This is a genomic window from Streptomyces sp. bgisy130, assembly GCF_057708345.1.
In genome coordinates this window covers 24811-42522 of sequence record NZ_JBYISA010000031.1, presented here as the reverse complement: position 1 = coordinate 42522, position 17712 = coordinate 24811, and the positions used below count along the sequence as shown (strand labels likewise).

General features: G+C 69.9%; 17 protein-coding genes and 3 tRNA genes. 10 read left to right on the top strand and 10 right to left on the bottom strand.

Annotated elements, in window-relative coordinates; all coding sequences use genetic code 11:
* Positions 1–25 precede the first annotated feature (25 nt).
* Both AC3EUV_RS29535 and AC3EUV_RS29530 read left to right on the top strand, forming a co-directional pair.
* Positions 26–100 (top strand) — tRNA-Asp (locus tag AC3EUV_RS29535).
* 327 nt (positions 101–427) lie between these two features.
* Positions 428–661: a DUF6274 family protein gene (locus tag AC3EUV_RS29530; protein WP_432144386.1), complete on the top strand. Its 234-nt coding sequence runs from the start codon at positions 428–430 to the stop codon at positions 659–661.
* Between the two features lie 528 nt (positions 662–1189).
* On the opposite strand, the gene bldC is transcribed toward AC3EUV_RS29530, so the two are convergent.
* Together bldC and AC3EUV_RS29520 are read right to left on the bottom strand one after the other, a co-directional pair.
* The gene (gene bldC, locus AC3EUV_RS29525; RefSeq protein WP_003949541.1) at positions 1190–1396 is read right to left on the bottom strand and encodes a developmental transcriptional regulator BldC; all 207 of its coding nucleotides are present in this window, start codon (positions 1394–1396) and stop codon (positions 1190–1192) included.
* Positions 1397–1910: 514 nt separating this feature from the next.
* Positions 1911–2747, bottom strand: coding sequence for a DUF8083 family protein (locus AC3EUV_RS29520; protein ID WP_432144385.1), 837 nt, complete (start codon positions 2745–2747; stop codon positions 1911–1913).
* 197 nt (positions 2748–2944) lie between these two features.
* Here AC3EUV_RS29520 and AC3EUV_RS29515 point away from each other — a divergent pair, with 197 nt between their 5' ends.
* Complete coding sequence (locus AC3EUV_RS29515) at positions 2945–4063, top strand: Leu/Phe/Val dehydrogenase (RefSeq protein ID WP_432144384.1); 1119 nt, start codon at positions 2945–2947, stop codon at positions 4061–4063.
* A gap of 317 nt (positions 4064–4380) precedes the next feature.
* A complete protein-coding gene (locus AC3EUV_RS29510) occupies positions 4381–4632 on the top strand; it encodes a DUF3073 domain-containing protein (protein WP_018092657.1) in 252 nt (83 codons plus the stop codon).
* A gap of 186 nt (positions 4633–4818) precedes the next feature.
* Here AC3EUV_RS29510 and purM read toward each other — a convergent pair whose 3' ends face one another.
* The 8 genes from purM to purS all read right to left on the bottom strand — a co-directional run bounded on the left by purM (position 4819) and on the right by purS (position 13433).
* Positions 4819–5913 (bottom strand): phosphoribosylformylglycinamidine cyclo-ligase, encoded by a 1095-nt coding sequence (gene purM / locus AC3EUV_RS29505; RefSeq protein ID WP_432144383.1) that lies wholly within the window; start codon positions 5911–5913, stop codon positions 4819–4821.
* Between the two features lie 33 nt (positions 5914–5946).
* Complete coding sequence (gene purF / locus AC3EUV_RS29500) at positions 5947–7506, bottom strand: amidophosphoribosyltransferase (RefSeq protein WP_432144382.1); 1560 nt, start codon at positions 7504–7506, stop codon at positions 5947–5949.
* Between the two features lie 358 nt (positions 7507–7864).
* Positions 7865–8662, bottom strand: coding sequence for a maleylpyruvate isomerase family mycothiol-dependent enzyme (locus AC3EUV_RS29495; RefSeq protein ID WP_432144381.1), 798 nt, complete (start codon positions 8660–8662; stop codon positions 7865–7867).
* Positions 8663–8672: 10 nt separating this feature from the next.
* Complete coding sequence (locus AC3EUV_RS29490) at positions 8673–9539, bottom strand: M23 family metallopeptidase (protein WP_435604250.1); 867 nt, start codon at positions 9537–9539, stop codon at positions 8673–8675.
* Positions 9540–9571: 32 nt separating this feature from the next.
* Entirely contained in the window at positions 9572–10084 is a 513-nt protein-coding gene (locus AC3EUV_RS29485; RefSeq protein ID WP_330317432.1) for an ArsR/SmtB family transcription factor, read from the bottom strand.
* A 147-nt stretch (positions 10085–10231) separates the two neighbouring features.
* A complete protein-coding gene (gene purL / locus AC3EUV_RS29480; RefSeq protein WP_435604268.1) occupies positions 10232–12511 on the bottom strand; it encodes a phosphoribosylformylglycinamidine synthase subunit PurL in 2280 nt (759 codons plus the stop codon).
* Positions 12511–13191, bottom strand: coding sequence for a phosphoribosylformylglycinamidine synthase subunit PurQ (gene purQ / locus AC3EUV_RS29475; protein WP_432144379.1), 681 nt, complete (start codon positions 13189–13191; stop codon positions 12511–12513). Before purQ ends, purL begins: the two co-directional genes overlap by 1 nt.
* On the bottom strand, positions 13188–13433 hold the full coding sequence (purS, locus tag AC3EUV_RS29470) for a phosphoribosylformylglycinamidine synthase subunit PurS (protein ID WP_042151546.1): 246 nt from the start codon (positions 13431–13433) through the stop codon (positions 13188–13190). Before purS ends, purQ begins: the two co-directional genes overlap by 4 nt.
* Positions 13434–13733: 300 nt before the next feature.
* Here purS and AC3EUV_RS29465 point away from each other — a divergent pair, with 300 nt between their 5' ends.
* The 6 genes from AC3EUV_RS29465 (at position 13734) to AC3EUV_RS29440 (ending at position 17704) form a co-directional block, all read left to right on the top strand.
* A complete protein-coding gene (locus AC3EUV_RS29465) occupies positions 13734–14054 on the top strand; it encodes a histone-like nucleoid-structuring protein Lsr2 (protein ID WP_030086195.1) in 321 nt (106 codons plus the stop codon).
* A gap of 119 nt (positions 14055–14173) precedes the next feature.
* A tRNA-Gly gene (locus AC3EUV_RS29460) sits at positions 14174–14245 on the top strand.
* Between the two features lie 74 nt (positions 14246–14319).
* Positions 14320–14392 (top strand) — tRNA-Gly (locus tag AC3EUV_RS29455).
* A 158-nt stretch (positions 14393–14550) separates the two neighbouring features.
* Positions 14551–15597 carry an ABC transporter ATP-binding protein gene (locus tag AC3EUV_RS29450; protein WP_432144378.1) on the top strand — a complete coding sequence of 349 codons (1047 nt, stop codon included), beginning with the start codon at positions 14551–14553 and terminating at the stop codon, positions 15595–15597.
* Positions 15594–16409 (top strand): ABC transporter permease, encoded by an 816-nt coding sequence (locus AC3EUV_RS29445; RefSeq protein ID WP_432144377.1) that lies wholly within the window; start codon positions 15594–15596, stop codon positions 16407–16409. Before AC3EUV_RS29450 ends, AC3EUV_RS29445 begins: the two co-directional genes overlap by 4 nt.
* The gene (locus AC3EUV_RS29440) at positions 16382–17704 is read left to right on the top strand and encodes a sensor histidine kinase (RefSeq protein ID WP_435604249.1); all 1323 of its coding nucleotides are present in this window, start codon (positions 16382–16384) and stop codon (positions 17702–17704) included. The genes AC3EUV_RS29445 and AC3EUV_RS29440 overlap by 28 nt, the downstream gene beginning before the upstream one ends.
* Positions 17705–17712: the final 8 nt, after the last annotated feature.

Genomic DNA, 17712 nt, shown 5'->3' with positions numbered 1-17712 from the left:
GCCGCAAGCGGAAAGCGAAACGCAAGGTCCTGTGGAGCAGTTTGGAGTGCTCGCCACCCTGTCAAGGTGGAGGCCGCGGGTTCAAATCCCGTCAGGACCGCATAGAGAACGGCCCGCATCCCCATCGGATGCGGGCCGTTCTGCTGTCCGGACCACGCCGCGTCTCGCGCGAACCGCCACCGGCACCCCCACACCCCGTCAGATCACGCCGCACGCCCCTGGCGCGCGCCGGCGGGGAGCGTGGCGCCGATCACCTTCCGGCCCTCCCCACCCCCCGCCGCACGCCGGCCGAAGCACCGGCCGAGCACCGGCCGGTTCCGGCCCCGGCGGATGCGGACCGTAGCCGGATTGCCGCCCGCTGTATTGACGGCGGCACGTACCGCGGGTACTCACTGGAGGAAGGCGTGGGGGCCGGGGAGGTATACGCATGACGACTGCGGTACGGCACGAGACCAGGGCGCTGTTGCGGGCCCATCTGTCAGCCGCCACGGGCTATCGCCATCTGACGCGGCACTGCCCTGTCTGCCATCAGCTGCAACGGCTCGTCATGGAGCCGCACACGGCCCGCTCCGGGCCTGCGGCGCCCGCGTCCGCCTCCGCCTCGTCCGGGGCCGTCTGCGAGCCGCCGGCGGACGAGGACGAAGGTCCCGCCGACCGGTGACCACCGGCGCCTGCGTCACCAGCGGCGCGGTGACAGGCTGTTGGGTGTGGCGGGCGGAGTTCTCTATCGCAGCGGACGTATCGTCTTCAAGCGCCACGTCGTGTGACGGGTGTCACCGAACAAGTTTGGCGCGATGAGGAACTTACAACCGCCCTACAACCGGTCAATTTAATATGTGCAATTGCACCTCCCCCGAGGGGACTTCCGGGAGGGGGCTCGGGGTCTGCGCGGAAAGCCCCTCACAGGGCCCGTGAAGACCCCCTGGCCGCCGTCCGGGACAGCGCCGGCGCCAGGCCGGCCCGAGCGCCCTGACGGGCCCTGAAGCGGGCGCACACAAAAAAATCGCGCTGGACCCGGCGGAGTCCAGCGCGATCGACGACGTACCCAAAGGGAGCGGGCGTAGGGCCTGTGGGGCAGGCGCCGCGTCGTATGAAGCTGTGTGAAGCGTGGTGGAGCGGTCGAGCTATGTGGCGCAAAGCGGGCGCTTTCGGGTTGGGGGCCCCGAAAACGTCCTGGTTATGCGGTTGTTCAGGCCTCGCTGCGCTGCTGCGGAATGCCCGCGAGCAGTGCGCGGACCTCAGCCTCGCGGTAACGCCGGTGTCCTCCGAGCGTGCGGATGGACGTGAGCTTGCCTGCCTTGGCCCAGCGGGTCACCGTCTTCGGGTCCACGCGGAACATCGTGGCGACCTCAGCAGGGGTAAGCAGCGGCTCGGCGTCAGGGGTGCGAGCGGTCATGAGCGGCCTCCTCGGGAGAACCGAACCATCACGGTTCTTTCCTCTAAATTCTGCACCTTGACCCACGTTGCCCGAAATGGCGGACGCGGGCCGAGTCGGTTATAGGACGAACGGCTTGTCCTCGGCACTACAACTACACCATCTGTCCAGCCACGTCGGCCAAACCGATGGAATTGCCCTCTCAGGTGTTCAACCTCGGCGGATGCCGATGGACCGTGCCATAGCGGACAGTCACCCGTCCGTGACGATCAGTCACAGCGTGATCAGCCGCCACGAGACCCCTCAAGGAACGCAATACCGATCTATCCGCCCTTAGTTGGACGGAAGGAGCCCAGGTCGGGCTCCTTGTCCTATTTTGGCACGAGGGTATGGCTTGGGAGCAAGACCCGATGTCAGTGCTTTAGGTCACGCTTGAGGCAATCGCCCGGATCAGGACCTACGTCCCTTACCGGCCCACCACCGAAAAGCGAATACGACGCTTCCACGCCACGATCTGCCGCACCGCACCGGCGCCTCAGCTGGAGAACTGGCGTTCCCGCACCGCACGCCACCGCTCGGAAAGCTTCTCGTACGCGACTCCGGCCCGCTCGCCGTCCCCCTCGCTCAGCGCCGCCAGCCCCTCCGCCACCTCGGCGGCGGAACGGTCCTCGGCGAGCTGCGCTTCGGGCACCGCGTGCACCAGCCCTCCGTAGTCCAGCTCCACGAGCGAACGCGGATGGAATTCTTCGAGCCAGCGCCCCACATCTACCAGGCCGTCGATCAAGGGCCCCTCTTCCAGGGCGTCCCGCAGCGTCCGCAGCCCCCGGGCGACCCGTCTCCGCGCCTGCACCATCGGCGTCCGGTAGCGCATCACCGGCTCCTGCTCACCCTTCGTGTACTCCCGCTCGCCGTCGGAGAACAGCACGAACCAGCGGACCGGGACGTGCCAGGCCGCCCCGCGGATCCAGGGCCGGGCGTCCGGGTTGCGCTCCCGCCACTGCTCGTAGTCGGTGACCGCCTGCCGGCGCACCACCGGGGGCAGCGCCGCGTCCAGCACCGAGGCCGGCAGCAGCTCGTCCAGCGACTCCAGGGCCTGCCAGCCGCGCAGCCGGGTGCGCCAGGGGCAGACGCAGGTCACCTCGTCCACCACGGCGACGAAGGCGTCCGCGCTCTCGTGGACCGGCACCGGCACCGGCGGGGTCGGCAGCAGATCCGCCAGGGCCCGGCGCTGCTCGTCCTGGGCGGTAGGGGTCTTCGCCCGCTTGGCATAGCGGGCCCAGTGGGAGCGCTCCGGCTCGGGGAACGCAGCCAGCGGCTCGTAGACCCGTAGATATGCCATGTACGGGACCTTCACCGACGACGCCAGGGCCACGCCCGCTCCTTCCACGGGAAGTCACCGCCGGAAGATCCCGAGGGCCCCCGCCGGCCTGCGATACGACCAGATCGTCCCATGCCCGTCCCCCGGGAGAGGGTGATCCTCGGCACCCGACGGATCAACCGGCCCGGCAGGTCTTACGCTCTTGTCAACCGGCCCTCCCCACCCGTTAGGAGGGCGTCCCTTCGCGACTTATGGGAGTCACCACAGTGACTGACGTACGTCCGGCCTCCGCCGGCACCGACGGCGGCGTTCTGCACACCCTGTTCCGGTCGGAGCAGGGGGGCCATGAGCAGGTCGTTCTCTGCCAGGACCGTGCCAGCGGCCTGAAGGCCGTGATCGCCATCCACAGCACCGCCCTGGGCCCCGCCCTCGGCGGTACCCGCTTCCATGCCTACGCCTCCGAGGAGGAGGCCGTGCTGGACGCTCTGAACCTGGCGCGCGGCATGTCCTACAAGAACGCCCTGGCCGGGCTGGACCACGGCGGCGGCAAAGCCGTGATCATCGGTGACCCCGACCTGATCAAGACCGAGGAACTCCTGCTCGCCTACGGCCGGTTCGTGGCCTCCCTCGGGGGCCGCTATGTCACCGCGTGCGACGTCGGCACGTACGTCGCGGACATGGACGTCGTCGCCCGTACGAACAAGTGGACCACCGGCCGCTCCCCCGCCAACGGCGGCGCCGGCGACTCCTCCGTCCTGACCGCCTACGGCGTCTTCCAGGGCATGCGCGCCTCCGCCCAGCACGCCTGGGGCGACCCGACGCTGCGCGGCCGCAAGGTGGGCATCGCGGGCGTCGGCAAGGTCGGCCACCTCCTCGTCGAGCACCTTCTCCAGGACGGTGCCGAGGTCGTGATCACGGACGTCCGGGCCGAGTCGGTGGACCGGGTCCGCGCCAAGTACCCGCAGGTCACCGCGGTCGCGGACACCGAGGCGCTGATCCGCACCGAGGGCCTGGACGTCTATGCGCCCTGTGCGCTGGGCGGGGCGCTGAGCGATGAGTCGGTGCCGGCGCTGACCGCGAAGGTGGTGTGCGGCGCGGCCAACAACCAGCTCGCCCACCCCGGCATCGAGAAGGATCTGTCCGACCGCGGCATCCTCTACGCCCCCGATTACGTCGTGAACGCGGGCGGTGTCATCCAGGTGGCCGACGAGCTGCACGGCTTCGACTTCGACCGCTGCAAGATCAAGGCGGCGAAGATCTTCGACACCACCCTGGCGATATTCGCTCGTGCGAAGGCCGACGGCATTCCGCCCGCCGCGGCCGCCGATCGCCTGGCCGAGCAGCGGATGGCGGAGGCCCGGCGCGCCTGACGCAGCCGGAAATGCGGCCTTGTCGGCCGGAAAGCGTGCCTTGCGCGGCCCGTCACGGGTGATCAGGGAGACATCCCTCACCACCCGTCGGCGGGTCGCCGTACAGGACAGGTTAAAATCGCAGTTGACCAGCGGGGACGGGGCACCTTGCCGGTCGTGCCGAGCGGCGGGTGATGCGGGCGACGTACCGTATGGCCGCGGAAGCAGGTACCGTTAAAGCCCTACGGGCCGGTCTCTCTGTCGAGAGCCCGCTCTGATCCATGAACGCGTGTCAAGACTCTGGGGCCACCGAGCCCCGTCATTGAGGGGGTCGACCCATGGGGCGCGGCCGGGCCAAGGCCAAGCAGACAAAGGTCGCCCGCCAGCTGAAGTACAGCAGCGGTGGGACGGATCTCTCACGACTGGCCGACGAGCTGGGTGCATCACCGTCGAACCAGCAGCCTCCGAACGCAGAGCCGTTCGAGGAGGACGAGGACGACGACCCGTACGCACGGTACGCAGATCTGTACAACAGCGACGACGACGAAGAGGACGAGGGCGACTCGTCGGACCAGCGTCGTCGCGCTTGACCACGCTGTGCGCTCGCGGCACCCATAACAGCATCACGGACCCGGTCCTGGGCATACCCGGACCGGGTTCTGTGCTGCCCGGATGCCTGTCCGGATGACCGTGGGCGGGCCCGCCGCCCAGCCGGCTGTCCGCCGCGGGCGGCAGCTCCCCTGGCCCGCTCCGGACCAGGGGGACGGCTCGCTCCGTCAGCTCGCGTAGTCACCGGTCAGGGTCACTGCCTCGGCGTGGTCACCGCGCTCGACGATCTCGCCGCTGACCCAGGCGTCCACCCCGCGGTCGGCGAGGGTGGTCAGGGCGGCCTCCACCGAACCCTGCGGGACGACGGCGATCATGCCGACGCCCATGTTCAGGGTCTTCTCCAGCTCCAGGCGCTCGACCGAGCCGGCCGAGCCGACCAGGTCGAAGACCGGGCCCGGGGTCCAGGTCGAGCGGTCGACCGTGGCGTGCAGACCGTCCGGGATCACCCGGGCGAGGTTGTTGGCCAGACCGCCGCCGGTGATGTGCGAGAAGGCGTGCACCTCGGTCGTACGGGTCAGCGCCAGGCAGTCCAGCGAGTAGATCTTGGTGGGCTCCAGGAGCTCCTCGCCCAGGGTGCGGCCGAACTCCGGGATCTCCCGGTCCAGGGCCATTCCCGCGCGGTCGAACAGCACATGGCGGACCAGCGAGTACCCGTTCGAGTGAAGGCCGGAGGACGCCATGGCGATCACCGCGTCCCCCGTACGGATGCGATCCGCGCCCAGGACCCGGTCCGCCTCGACGACGCCCGTACCGGCACCGGCGACATCGAACTCGTCCGCGCCCAGCAGCCCCGGGTGCTCCGCGGTCTCGCCGCCGACCAGCGCGCAGCCGGCCAGCACACAGCCCTCGGCGATGCCCTTGACGATCGCGGCGACCCGCTCCGGGTAGACCTTGCCCACGCAGATGTAGTCGGTCATGAACAGCGGTTCGGCGCCGCAGACGACCAGGTCGTCGACGACCATGCCGACGAGGTCGTGGCCGATGCTGTCGTAGACGCCCATCTTGCGGGCGATGTCGACCTTCGTGCCGACGCCGTCGGTGGCGGAGGCCAGCAGCGGGCGCTCGTACCGCTTCAGCGCCGAGGCGTCGAAGAGGCCGGCGAAGCCGCCGAGCCCGCCGACGACCTCGGGGCGGGTGGCCTTCTTCACCCACTCCTTCATCAGGTCCACGGCGCGGTCGCCGGCTTCGATGTCGACGCCCGCGCTCGCGTAGCTGGCACCAGTGCCCGCGTGCGGAGCACGCTCAGATGATTCAGCGGACATGCTGAGAACCTTCGTGTCGTGTGTGTACGAGCTCTACGGGCGACGCAGCGCGTCGGCGCCGCCGACCCCGGCCGTGAGCGTCTGGACGCCGTCGACGTCGGACTTCGCCGGTGCCTTGGACCCCGGCTCCAGGAGGTGCTTGCCCAGCAGCTCCGGGTCGGGCAGCTCCATCGGGTACTCGCCGTCGAAGCAGGCGCGGCACAGATTCGGCTTGGCGATCGTGGTCGCCTCGATCATGCCGTCGATGGAGATGTACGCGAGGGAATCGGCGCCCAGAGACTTGCCGATCTCCGCCACGCTCAGCCCGTTGGCGATCAGCTCCGCGCGGGTGGCGAAGTCGATGCCGAAGAAGCACGGCCACTTGATCGGCGGGGACGAGATCCGGATGTGGACCTCGGCGGCGCCGGCCTCGCGCAGCATCCGGACCAGGGCGCGCTGGGTGTTGCCGCGGACGATCGAGTCGTCGACGACCACCAGGCGCTTGCCGCGGATGACTTCCTTGAGCGGGTTGAGCTTGAGGCGGATACCGAGCTGGCGGATGGTCTGCGAGGGCTGGATGAAGGTCCGGCCGACGTAGGAGTTCTTGACCAGGCCGGAGCCGTAGGGGATGCCGCTGGCCTCGGCGTAGCCGACCGCGGCGGGGGTGCCGGACTCCGGGGTCGCTATCACCAGGTCGGCGTCGGCCGGCGCCTCGGCGGCCAGCTTGCGGCCCATCTCCACACGGGAGAGGTACACATTGCGGCCGGCGATGTCCGTGTCCGGGCGGGCCAGGTAGACGTACTCGAAGACACAGCCCTTGGGGCGGGCCTCGGCGAAGCGGGTGCTGCGCAGCCCGTCCTCGTCGATGGCGACCATCTCGCCGGGCTCGATCTCCCGGATGAAGCTGGCGCCGCAGATGTCCAGGGCGGCGGACTCGGAGGCCACCACCCAGCCGCGCTCCAGGCGGCCGAGGACCAGCGGGCGGATGCCCTGCGGGTCGCGGGCGGCGTAGAGCGTGTGCTCGTCCATGAAGCAGAGCGAGAAGGCGCCCTTGACCTTCGGCAGGACGCGCGGGGCGGCCTCCTCGACGGTCAGCGGCTTGCCCTCTTCGTCGACCTGGCCGGCCAGCAGGGCCGTGACCAGATCGGTGTCGTTGGTGGCCGCGACCTGGGTCGCGCGGCCGCCCTCGCGGGGGAGCGCGGCGACCAGATCCGCCAGCTCGGCGGTGTTGACCAGGTTGCCGTTGTGGCCGAGCGCGATCGAGCCGTGCGCGGTCGCACGGAACGTCGGCTGGGCGTTCTCCCACACCGAGGCACCGGTGGTGGAGTAGCGGGCATGGCCCACGGCGATATGGCCCTGGAGGGAGCCGAGCGAAGTCTCGTCGAAGACCTGGGAAACCAGGCCCATGTCCTTGAAGACGAGGATCTGGGAGCCATTGCTCACCGCGATGCCCGCGGACTCCTGTCCACGGTGCTGCAGCGCATACAGCCCGAAATAGGTGAGTTTGGCGACCTCTTCACCCGGAGCCCAGACACCGAAGACGCCGCAAGCGTCCTGGGGGCCCTTCTCGCCGGGGAGCAGGTCGTGGTTGAGTCGTCCGTCACCACGTGGCACGGCACCGAGTCTAGGGCAGGTCGCGCATTCATCCGAACCGGGGATGGCCGCGGAACTGGAGAAGTGCATGAATGCGCCCCCGGTAGTGCGCGAGGCGGCCGCGGGCACCGGGCCGGCGGGCGCGCGGCCGGGACGTCCCCCCTCCTGGGGCCGTGCGGCACCACGGCCGCCCCGCTGAACTGCGCTTTCTCACCGCGGAGCGGATTGCGGCGCTCCACTTCCCGTGGCTCCGCCACCCGCCGTTGTGCGGTCATGGCGTCGCTTTCACCGGATTTGTCGCTCGTCGGTGCTCTCCCTCCCGTGTGAGATACGCGACGTGCCCTTCGCGGCCGGAAACCGGCCCGGTCCGTCGCCCGGGTCAGCTCATGACGGGCAGCCGGCCGCCGAGGTCGGCCCGCTCGCCGCTGGCGCTGACGCGCGCCGCGTCCACCGCCTCGGCCCAGGTCATCCGGCCGGTGGCCAGCCGTATCCAGGTCAGCGGGTCGGTCTCGACGACATTCGGCGGGGTGCCGCGGGTGTGCCGCGGCCCCTCGACGCACTGCACCACGGCGAACGGCGGCACCCGGACCTCGACCGAGCCGCCGGGCGCGCGAGCGGCCAGCACATCGGCCAGCAGCCGGGTCGTGGTGGCCAGGGCCTGGCGGTCGTACGGGATCTCCCGGCCGGTCGCCGCCGCCAGATCATCGCTGTGCACGACGAGTTCGAGGCAGCGGGTGACCAGGAAGTCGGACAGCCGCATCGCGCCAGGGACGACGGCCATCACCCGGTCGTCGGGCTCCGGCCCGACGACCTCGGTGTACTCCGCCGCGGTGCGCTCCAGCAGGTCCACGGGCTCGTGGGCGGCGGACAGGGCGCGGGTGCGCTCGTCGACCGAGGAGGCGAGCGGGGCGGATGCGGAGGGCCACTCCAGGAGGGTGGCCTCCGGCTGCGGCGGGGCCGGCTGCGCGAGGCTGCGCGCCACCGCGCCCACTGCCATGGCCAGATGTGCCACCAGCTCCCGCACCGTCCAGTCGCCGAGCCGGGTCGGCAGCGCGAACTGCTCGGGCGGGAGGCCGCGTACGGCCTCCCGGACGTGATCGAGCTGGGCCGTGACGGCGGCGCGGGTCTTCTTCGGGTCGTACTGACGGGGGCGCGGCTTCCGGGCGGCGGGAGGCATGGTGATCAGCCTAGGCGGGACCACTGACAACGCCCTCGGAGTCCGTCACCGGCGCCGCGGCCGCCTCGAAGATCTTGCCGTTGGCCGGGACGCCGAGGCCCCGCCAGGTGAAGGGCAGCCCGTCGGCGGCGTCCGGGTCGGCGGCGTCCATCAGCTGGAAGTGGACATGCGGCTCGGTGCTGTTGCCCGAGTTGCCGCACTGGCCGATCGGCTGCCCGGCCCGTACCCGGTCCCCCGTACGGACGGTGAGCGAGCCGCGGCGGACATGGGCGTAGAGCGCGTAGGTGCCACCGCCCAGGTCGAGGATCACGTGGTTGCCGATGACCCGCCGGGCGCCGCCCAGGGAGCGCACGAGACCTTCGACGACCAGGAAGTAGGCCAGCGCGAGCCAGGACGTACGGCTGAGATGGTCGCGCTGACGGTCGTCGGCGCGGACGACGGTGGCGTCGGCGACGGCGAGCAGCGGCGCGCCGAACGCCGGGAAGTCCGCACCGCGGCGGGCGAGGGGCCACCAGCCGAAGCCGGGCCGGGCGCCGGACGCCGGCTCGGCCACGATGTCGATGGCGTACGCCTGCCCGTAGGCCCGGGTGCCGTGGCTGGGCACCTTGTCGGCGGGGCTGTTCTGCGCCTTCCAGCGGCCGGTGACCGGGGCGGCGGTCATCACCGGCTCGGACGCGGGGCCGGTGGCGCCCTCGGACCGTGCGCGGGACGCCGGGCGGTTGACCCCGAATCCGATCACCACCCACAGGGCGAGCGGAATCCAGGCCCACCAGTACGAGAGGTCGACGAAGAACTGCGCGACGACCAGCCCGAGGAAGGCCAGCAGGCAGAGGCGGGCGGCGAGTGCGGAGAGCTTCCGTATGGACGTGGACGGCATGGGGTCCCCCTGGGGTCGGCTCGGGCGGGTGTTCAGCGCCCGGCGGCGGTCAGCATCACCAGCAGCGGTACGACGCGGTCGGCGGGTACCTCGTAGCGGCCGCGGGCGGCCGTGTGCAGCCAGCCGGCGGCGGTCAGCTGCCGCAGGTGGTGGTAGATCTGGCCGGTGGTGCCCGTGCCGTCGAGCTCGGTGAGTTCGGCGGCGGTGCAGCGGCCACCGAGGATCTCGCGCAGCAGCCGCAGCCGTACGGGCTGCCCGAGGGCCGCGAACGACTCGGCGGCGGCGCCCCAGTCACGGTCCAGCACGGTGTCGGTGACCAGGCCGTACTGCCACTCGTAGCGCTGCCCGGCCGGAATGCGGACCGCACCGGTGAAGAGCACTCCGCCGTTGTCCGCGCCCAGTTCGGCGAGCTGGGACTTCAGGCCCCGCAGGGCCCACAGCTCGTCGTCCGGCTCACGCTCGGGCGGGGGTGCCGGCCGGTCGGCGGCCTGCTCCAAAACGGCCAGCCGCCGCTCCAGCTCGGCCACCCGCTGTTCGAGATCCATGACGAGAGATTACGTAATTACGTAATTCTTGGCAATGGCGTTTTTCGCTGCTGCCCACTACGGGAAAAGGGCGACGGCCCGCCCCCTGGTGGTGGGGACGGGCCGTCGGACCGTCATACGGGGGCGGTGCGCACCGCCCGTCCGGTCTCAGGCGATCAGGCCGGGGATCGTCGCCTCGTGCGACTCCTTCAGCTCGCTCAGCGGGATGCTGAACTGCCCCTGGACGTCGATCTCCGCGCCGTCGATCACACCGATCCGGGTGGCCGGCAGCCCCCGGGCACCGCACATGTCCGTGAAGCGGAGCTCCTCGCTGCGCGGGACGGCGACGACCGCACGGCCCGCCGACTCGGAGAACAGCAGGACGAAGGGGTCCAGCCCGTCGGGAACGACGAGACGGGCGCCCTTGCCGCCGCGCAGGCAGGACTCCACCAGCGCCTGGATCAGACCGCCGTCGGAGAGGTCGTGCGCGGCGTCGATCATGCCGTCACGGGAGGCCGAGATCAGCACCTCCGCCAGCAGCCGCTCGCGCTCCAGGTCCACCTTCGGCGGCAGACCGCCGAGGTGGTCGTGCACGACCTGCGACCACGCCGAGCCGCCGAGCTCCTCGCGGGTGTCACCCAGGAGGTAGACCAGCTGGCCCTCCTCCGCGAAGGCGATCGGCGTACGGCGGTTCACATCGTCGATGACACCGAGCACCGCGACGACCGGGGTCGGGTGGATCGCCACCTCGCCGGTCTGGTTGTAGAGCGAGACATTGCCGCCGGTGACGGGCGTGCCCAGGGTCTGGCAGGCGTCGGCGAGACCACGGGTGGCCTCGGCGAACTGCCACATCACGGCCGGGTCCTCGGGCGAGCCGAAGTTCAGGCAGTCGGATACCGCCAGCGGCTTGGCACCGGACGCGGCGACATTGCGGTACGCCTCGGCCAGCGCCAGCTGCGCGCCCGTGTAGGGGTCGAGCTTGGCGTAGCGCCCGTTGCCGTCGGTGGCGAGCGCGACACCGAGGTTGCTGTCGGCGTCGATGCGGACCATACCGGCGTCCTCCGGCTGCGCGAGGACGGTGTTGCCCTGCACGAACCGGTCGTACTGGTCGGTGATCCACGCCTTGGAGGCCTGGTTGGGCGAGGCCACCAGCCGCAGGACCTGCGCCCGCAGTTCCTCCGCGGTCGCCGGGCGGGCCAGCTTGGCCGCGTCGTCGGCCTGGAGGGCGTCCTGCCAGTCGGGCCGGGCATACGGGCGCTCGTAGACCGGGCCCTCGTGGGCGACGGTGCGCGGCGGCACGTCCACGATCTGCTCGCCGTGCCAGAAGATCTCCAGCTGGGAGCCGTCCGTCACCTCACCGATGACGGTCGCGATGACATCCCACTTCTCGCAGATCTCCAGGAAGCGGTCGACGTTCCCGGGCTCGACGATCGCGCACATGCGCTCCTGGGACTCGCTCATGAGGATTTCCTCGGGCGAGAGGGAGGAGTCGCGCAGCGGCACGGTGTCCAGCTCGACGCGCATGCCGCCGGAACCGGCCGAGGCCAGCTCGCTGGTGGCGCAGGACAGCCCGGCGCCGCCGAGGTCCTGGATGCCGTCGACCAGGTCTTCCTTGAAGATCTCCAGGGTGCACTCGATGAGCAGCTTCTCCTGGAAGGGGTCACCGACCTGCACGGCGGGGCGCTTGGTGGGCTTGGAGTCGTCGAAGGTCTCCGAGGCCAGCACGGAGACGCCGCCGATGCCGTCGCCGCCCGTGCGGGCGCCGTAGAGGATGACCTTGTTGCCCGCGCCGGACGCCTTGGCCAGGTGGATGTCCTCGTGCTTCATGACGCCGATACAGCCGGCGTTCACCAGCGGGTTGCCCTGGTAGCAGGCGTCGAAGACGACCTCGCCGCCGATGTTGGGCAGACCCAGGCAGTTGCCGTAGCCGCCGATTCCGGCCACCACGCCCGGCAGGACGCGCTTGGTGTCGGGGTGGTCGGCGGCGCCGAACCGCAGCGGGTCGACGACGGCGACCGGGCGGGCACCCATGGCGAGGATGTCGCGGACGATCCCGCCGACGCCGGTGGCCGCGCCCTGGTAGGGCTCGATGTACGAGGGGTGGTTGTGGGACTCCACCTTGAAGGTGACGGCGTAGCCCTGGCCGACGTCGACGACACCCGCGTTCTCGCCGATGCCGACGAGCATCGCGTCGTTCTCGGGGGCCTTCTCGCCGAACTGCTTCAGATGGACCTTGCTGCTCTTGTAGGAGCAGTGCTCGGACCACATGACCGAATACATGGCGAGTTCGGCGCCGGTGGGACGGCGGCCGAGAATCTCCCGGATGCGCTGGTACTCGTCCTGCTTCAGGCCGAGTTCGGCCCACGGCTGGTCGGTGTCCGGCGTCTCGGCTGCGTGCTTGACGGTGTCGAGGCTGTGCTTAATGGTGCCCTCGCTTCGCTCGGCCATCATGCGTTGACCAGCTTCTTCAGGATCGAGGTGAAGAATCCGAGGCCGTCGGTACGGCCCGTACCGATCAGCGGCTCCACGGCGTGCTCGGGGTGCGGCATGAGGCCGACGACATTGCCCGCCTCATTGGTGATGCCGGCGATATCGCGGAGCGAACCGTTGGGGTTGCCGTCCAGGTAGCGGAAGGCGACCCGGCCCTCGGCCTCGAGCATGTCGAGCGTGCGCTCGTCGGCGACGTACCGGCCGTCGATGTTCTTCAGCGGAACGCTGATCTCCTGGCCGGACTCGTAGTCCACGGTCCAGGAAGTCTCCGCGTTCTCCACCCGCAGCTTCTGGTCGCGGCAGATGAAGTGCAGATGGTTGTTGCGCAGCATCGCGCCGGGCAGCAGGTGGCTCTCGGTGAGCACCTGGAAGCCATTGCAGATACCCAGGACGGGCATACCGGCCTTGGCCTGCTCGATAACGGACTCCATCACCGGCGAGAAACGGGAGATGGCCCCGGCCCGCAGATAGTCGCCGTACGAGAAGCCGCCGGGCAGCACCACGGCGTCGACCTGCTTGAGGTCCTTGTCACGGTGCCACAGCGGCACCGCTTCGGCGCCGGCCACCCGGACCGCGCGCTGGGTGTCGCGGTCGTCGAGCGTGCCGGGGAAGGTAATGACTCCGATCCGCGAGGTCATGAGTCGACCCGCACGGTGAAGTCTTCGATGACGGTGTTGGCGAGGAAGGTCTCGGCCATCTCATGGATGCGAGCGAGGGCGGCTTCGTCGACCGGACCCTCCACCTCAAGTTCGAAACGCTTGCCCTGACGGACGTCGGCGATCCCCTCGAAGCCCAGGCGTGGCAGTGCGCGCTGCACCGCCTGCCCCTGCGGGTCGAGGATCTCCGGCTTGAGCATGACGTCGACTACGACGCGTGCCACTGGCACTCCCGGTGGTGTGGTGCGTAAGGCGGTGTCCTCACAGTACCGTGTTCGAAAATCTACGCGCATAGATATACAGTGTCCCGGATCACGGTCCGGTATCGGCGGGAGTGCACCGCAGGAAAAATTCTCGAAAAGATCCGGGGTCCGGATTGCGGGAAGACACGCTGACGAAATTAACTGGGCTTCACAATGCAATGCCCATCGCTGTACAAATGAAAAAGCATTGATCCCAATCAGCCGGATCCGGAGCATCACCCCATGTCAGCAAGGGGTTGCTCCCCGAAAGGACCGATATCCGTGGCGCAGCGCGTAGTAGTAACGCTCTCCGATGACATCGACGGAGGAGAAGCCGCAGAGACGGTCACCTTCGGATTGGACGGGAAGTCGTACGAGATCGACCTCAATCCCGCCAATGCGAAGAAACTGCGCGGTGCCCTCGCTCCGTTCGTCGAGGCCGGCCGCAAGCGGGCCAAGTCCGGCAAGGCCTACCACCGGACCGCGGTGAACCCTGACCCCGCGGCCGTCCGCGCCTGGGCCCGCTCCAACCAGATGGACGTCCCGCCGCGCGGCCGGATCCCGAAGAAGGTGTACGAGGCCTTCAACGCCGCCAATCACTGACGGAGTTGCCGGCATCCCTCGGCCCGCGCGCAGCCGACTTGCACAGCACCCCTACTGATCAGCTAGAGTCTGGAGCACGCCGAGGGGCGAGGCCGAAAGGCCGGACCTCACGGAGTCACGCGGGTGTAGCTCAGTAGTAGAGCGCCCCCTTTCCAAGGGGGAGGCGCAGTGTGCAATCCCTGTCACCCGCTCTGACTGCTCGACCTTCCTAAAGGATCAGGTAGAGTAGCTGTCGCGCCGCTCGGTGAAAGCCGAGTGGATGCCTGCGGACGTAGCTCAGTTGGTAGAGCGCAACCTTGCCAAGGTTGAGGTCGCGAGTTCGAGCCTCGTCGTCCGCTCAGATAAAGAAGGCCCCGGTCATTGCGACCGGGGCCTTCTTTCTGTGACATCGCCTCTCCCCCTTCCCCTCTTCCGCGCGGGGGCAACTGACATTTGTCATCAGCTGTGATGACAGCCCGCACTGCCCGGAACCTTGATCCGGCGGAACGCTGGTCTCATGAACATCGGGGAGAAAACCATCGGGGGTGTCGGCCGCGGCGGCGCACGGAGCGCCGGTTCCGGGGCCGATGTGATCGAAGTCACCGGCCTGCGCAGGAGCTACGGCGCCGACGGGCGGCGCACGGGCGGTCCGCGGGACCGCGGCGGGGAAAAGGGGCGGAGCGTTCAGCGGAGCTTCGAGGCCGTGCGCGGTATCGACTTCTCCGTCGAACGCGGGGAGCTGTTCGCGCTTCTGGGGACCAACGGGGCGGGCAAAACCTCCACTCTCGAACTGCTGGAGGGCCTGGCCCCGCCCACGGCCGGGCAGGTCCGGATCCTTGGCCATGACCCGTTCCGGGAGCGGCGCAAGGTGCGGCCCCGGGTGGGCGTCATGCTCCAGGAGGGCGGCTTCCCCGCCGAGCTGACGCCCGCGGAGACCGTGCGGATGTGGGCGGGATGCACCAGCGGGGCGCGCCCGGTCGACGAAGCCCTGGGCTCCGTGGGGCTGGAGCGGCGCAGGGATGTGCGGGTCAAGCAGCTGTCCGGCGGCGAGCGCCGGCGGCTGGATCTCGCCCTGGCGCTGCTGGGGAGGCCCGAGGTGCTGTTCCTGGACGAGCCGACGACCGGTCTGGACACCGAAGCGCGCCATGCCACGTGGGAATTGGTCCGCGAGCTGCGGGACTCCGGGACCACGATCGTGCTGACCACGCACTATCTCGAAGAGGCCGAGGAGCTGGCGGACCGGCTGGCGATCCTGCACGAGGGGCGGATCGCGGCGGCGGGGCATGTCGCGGACGTGGTCGCCGCGCACCCCTCGCACCTCTCCTTCGAGCTGCCCAACGGATTCCATCTCGGTGATCTCCCGCCGCTGGGAGAGCTGGGCATCCTCGGCCATGAGACGGACGGGCGCACGGTCCGGCTGCGGACCGACGACCTCCAGCGGGCCGCGACCGGCGTCCTGGTCTGGGCGCGGGACAAGGGGATAGCGCTGGGCCATCTGGATGTCAGGTCGGCATCCCTGGAAGAGGCATTTCTGCACATCGCAAAGGGGCTGGAGAACTCATGAGTGCAAGCGTGCGGGAAGCCGCCGGTATCGAGCCCGCCGGAACACCCGCGGAGACCGGCGCCGCGGCGCGTCTCCTTGCCCTGGGACGGGCCGAGTTGACCCTTCTCGGCCGCAACAAGGCCGCGCTGACGACCTCGCTGATCATCCCGGTCGCCCTGGCGTTCGCCATGAAAGGGGCGGTCGAGAACATGGTGACCGGCACCGGGATGTCGGTCGGGGCCGCTCTCCTGCCCGCGACCCTCGGGTATGTGCTGGTCTTCGCCGTCTACTCCAGCCTCACCGGCGCGTACACCGCACGGCGTGAGGAACTGGTCCTGAAACGGCTGCGTACCGGTGAGCTGCGGGACCTGGAAATACTGGCGGGCACCGCGCTTCCGGCGGTACTGCTCGGGCTGGTGCAGTGTGTCCTTCTAGTGGTCCTGGGCGGCCTGCTCCTGGATGCCGGAACGCCGACCGCGCCGCATCTCCTGATCGCCGGGGTGGTGCTCGGCATGGCCGCGACCGTGGGGTTCGCCGCGGCGTCCTCCGTTCTCGCCAAGTCGGCCGAGGGCGCTCAGCTCGCCGTGCTCCCCTTCATGATGGTGTCGCTGGCCGGGTCCGGGATGGTGGTCCCGCTGGACATCCTTCCGGAGCGGGTGGCCTCCGTGCTCGAACTGCTGCCGCTGTCACCGGCGATGGAGCTGATACGGGCCGGCTGGACCGGGGGCGAGGGCCTCAAGGAGACGGTGGGGCAGCTGATCACCGGCTTGGCCTGGAGCGGGCTCGCGTTGTTTGCTGTCCAGCGGTGGTTCCGCTGGGAGCCGAGGCGCTAGCAGCGCAGCACGATCGGGACGACGGGGGCGGGCAGCGGATGATCGGCAAGCTACGGGCGATATGGCGGCGGCGGGGCCAGATGGCCGTGATCGACGCCTACTTCCGGGGCAGTCTGTACCTCCTTCCCTGGCTTCCCGTGCTCAGCGGGGTGGCGCCCATCATGGGCAGGGCGGGCAGCAGCCCGCTGGCGGTCACCTTGGCAGGTGTGGCCATGGGGCTGAACGTGACTCAGGCAGCGCTGGCCGTACCGCTGTTGAACCGCGCGCTGAACCGGTATCTGGAACGGGGGGCGACACCGCGCACCCTGTTGCTGGTCTCGGGGGTGCTGACCCTCGTCGCCGAGGTCGCGTTGTTCGCGCTGGTCACCGTCAACGGGCCGGCCGGCAAGGACAGTGTGGGTTCGACGGGGCTGGCGATCGGCGCGACCCTCACACCGTTCTTCATGGCTCACAGCCTGGTGGTGTCCAAGCGGAAGTTTCTGGCCGTGCTGGCCGGCAGCGCCGTGGCGTCCGTGGGGCTGCTCTTCCTGGTCACGCACTCCTGGCTGAGCTCGGGGGCCATGGCGGTCCTGCTGCTCTTCGCCGGTCTGTGGAGCTTCGGGCTGGCGCGGCCCACGGGCTGGCTGCTCGGCGTGATCTGGAAGCTGGATGCGGCCCGTAGCACCGAGACACAGCTCGCGGTCGCCGAGGAGCGGCTGAGGTTCAGCCGGGATCTGCACGATGTGATGGGCCGGAATCTGGCGGTGATCGCCCTCAAGGGCGAGCTGGCGGTCCAGCTGGCGCGACGGGAGCGGCCGGAGGCCGTGGACCAGATGGTGGAGGTGCAGCGGATCGCCCAGGAGGCCCAGCGGGAGGTCCGGGAGGTGGTACGCGGCTATCGGAAGGCCGATCTCCAGGCGGAGTTGGCGGGGGCCCGCTCCATACTCCGGGCGGCGGGGGTGGACTGCCGTATCGAGGGCGAGGAGGGGGCACAGCTCTCGCCGGAGGTGGAGTCGGCGCTCGGCTGGGTCGTCCGCGAAGGCACCACCAACGTTCTGCGGCATGCGGTGGAGGCGCGGAACTGTGCGGTGCGGACCCGGATCGATCCGCAGCGCGCGGTGCTCGTGATGACCATGGAGAACGACGGCGTCACCCACCCGCCGGACTCGGCGGTCGCCGGGTCGGTCCCCGGCAGCGGCCTCAAGGGACTCCGGGAACGTCTCCGCCCGTTGGGCGGGAGCCTGACGTCGGGCCGGGTCCCGAACGGCAGCTTCCGGCTGACGGTCGAGCTCCCGGTGGGGGCGGTGAGTGGGTAAGCGCAGAC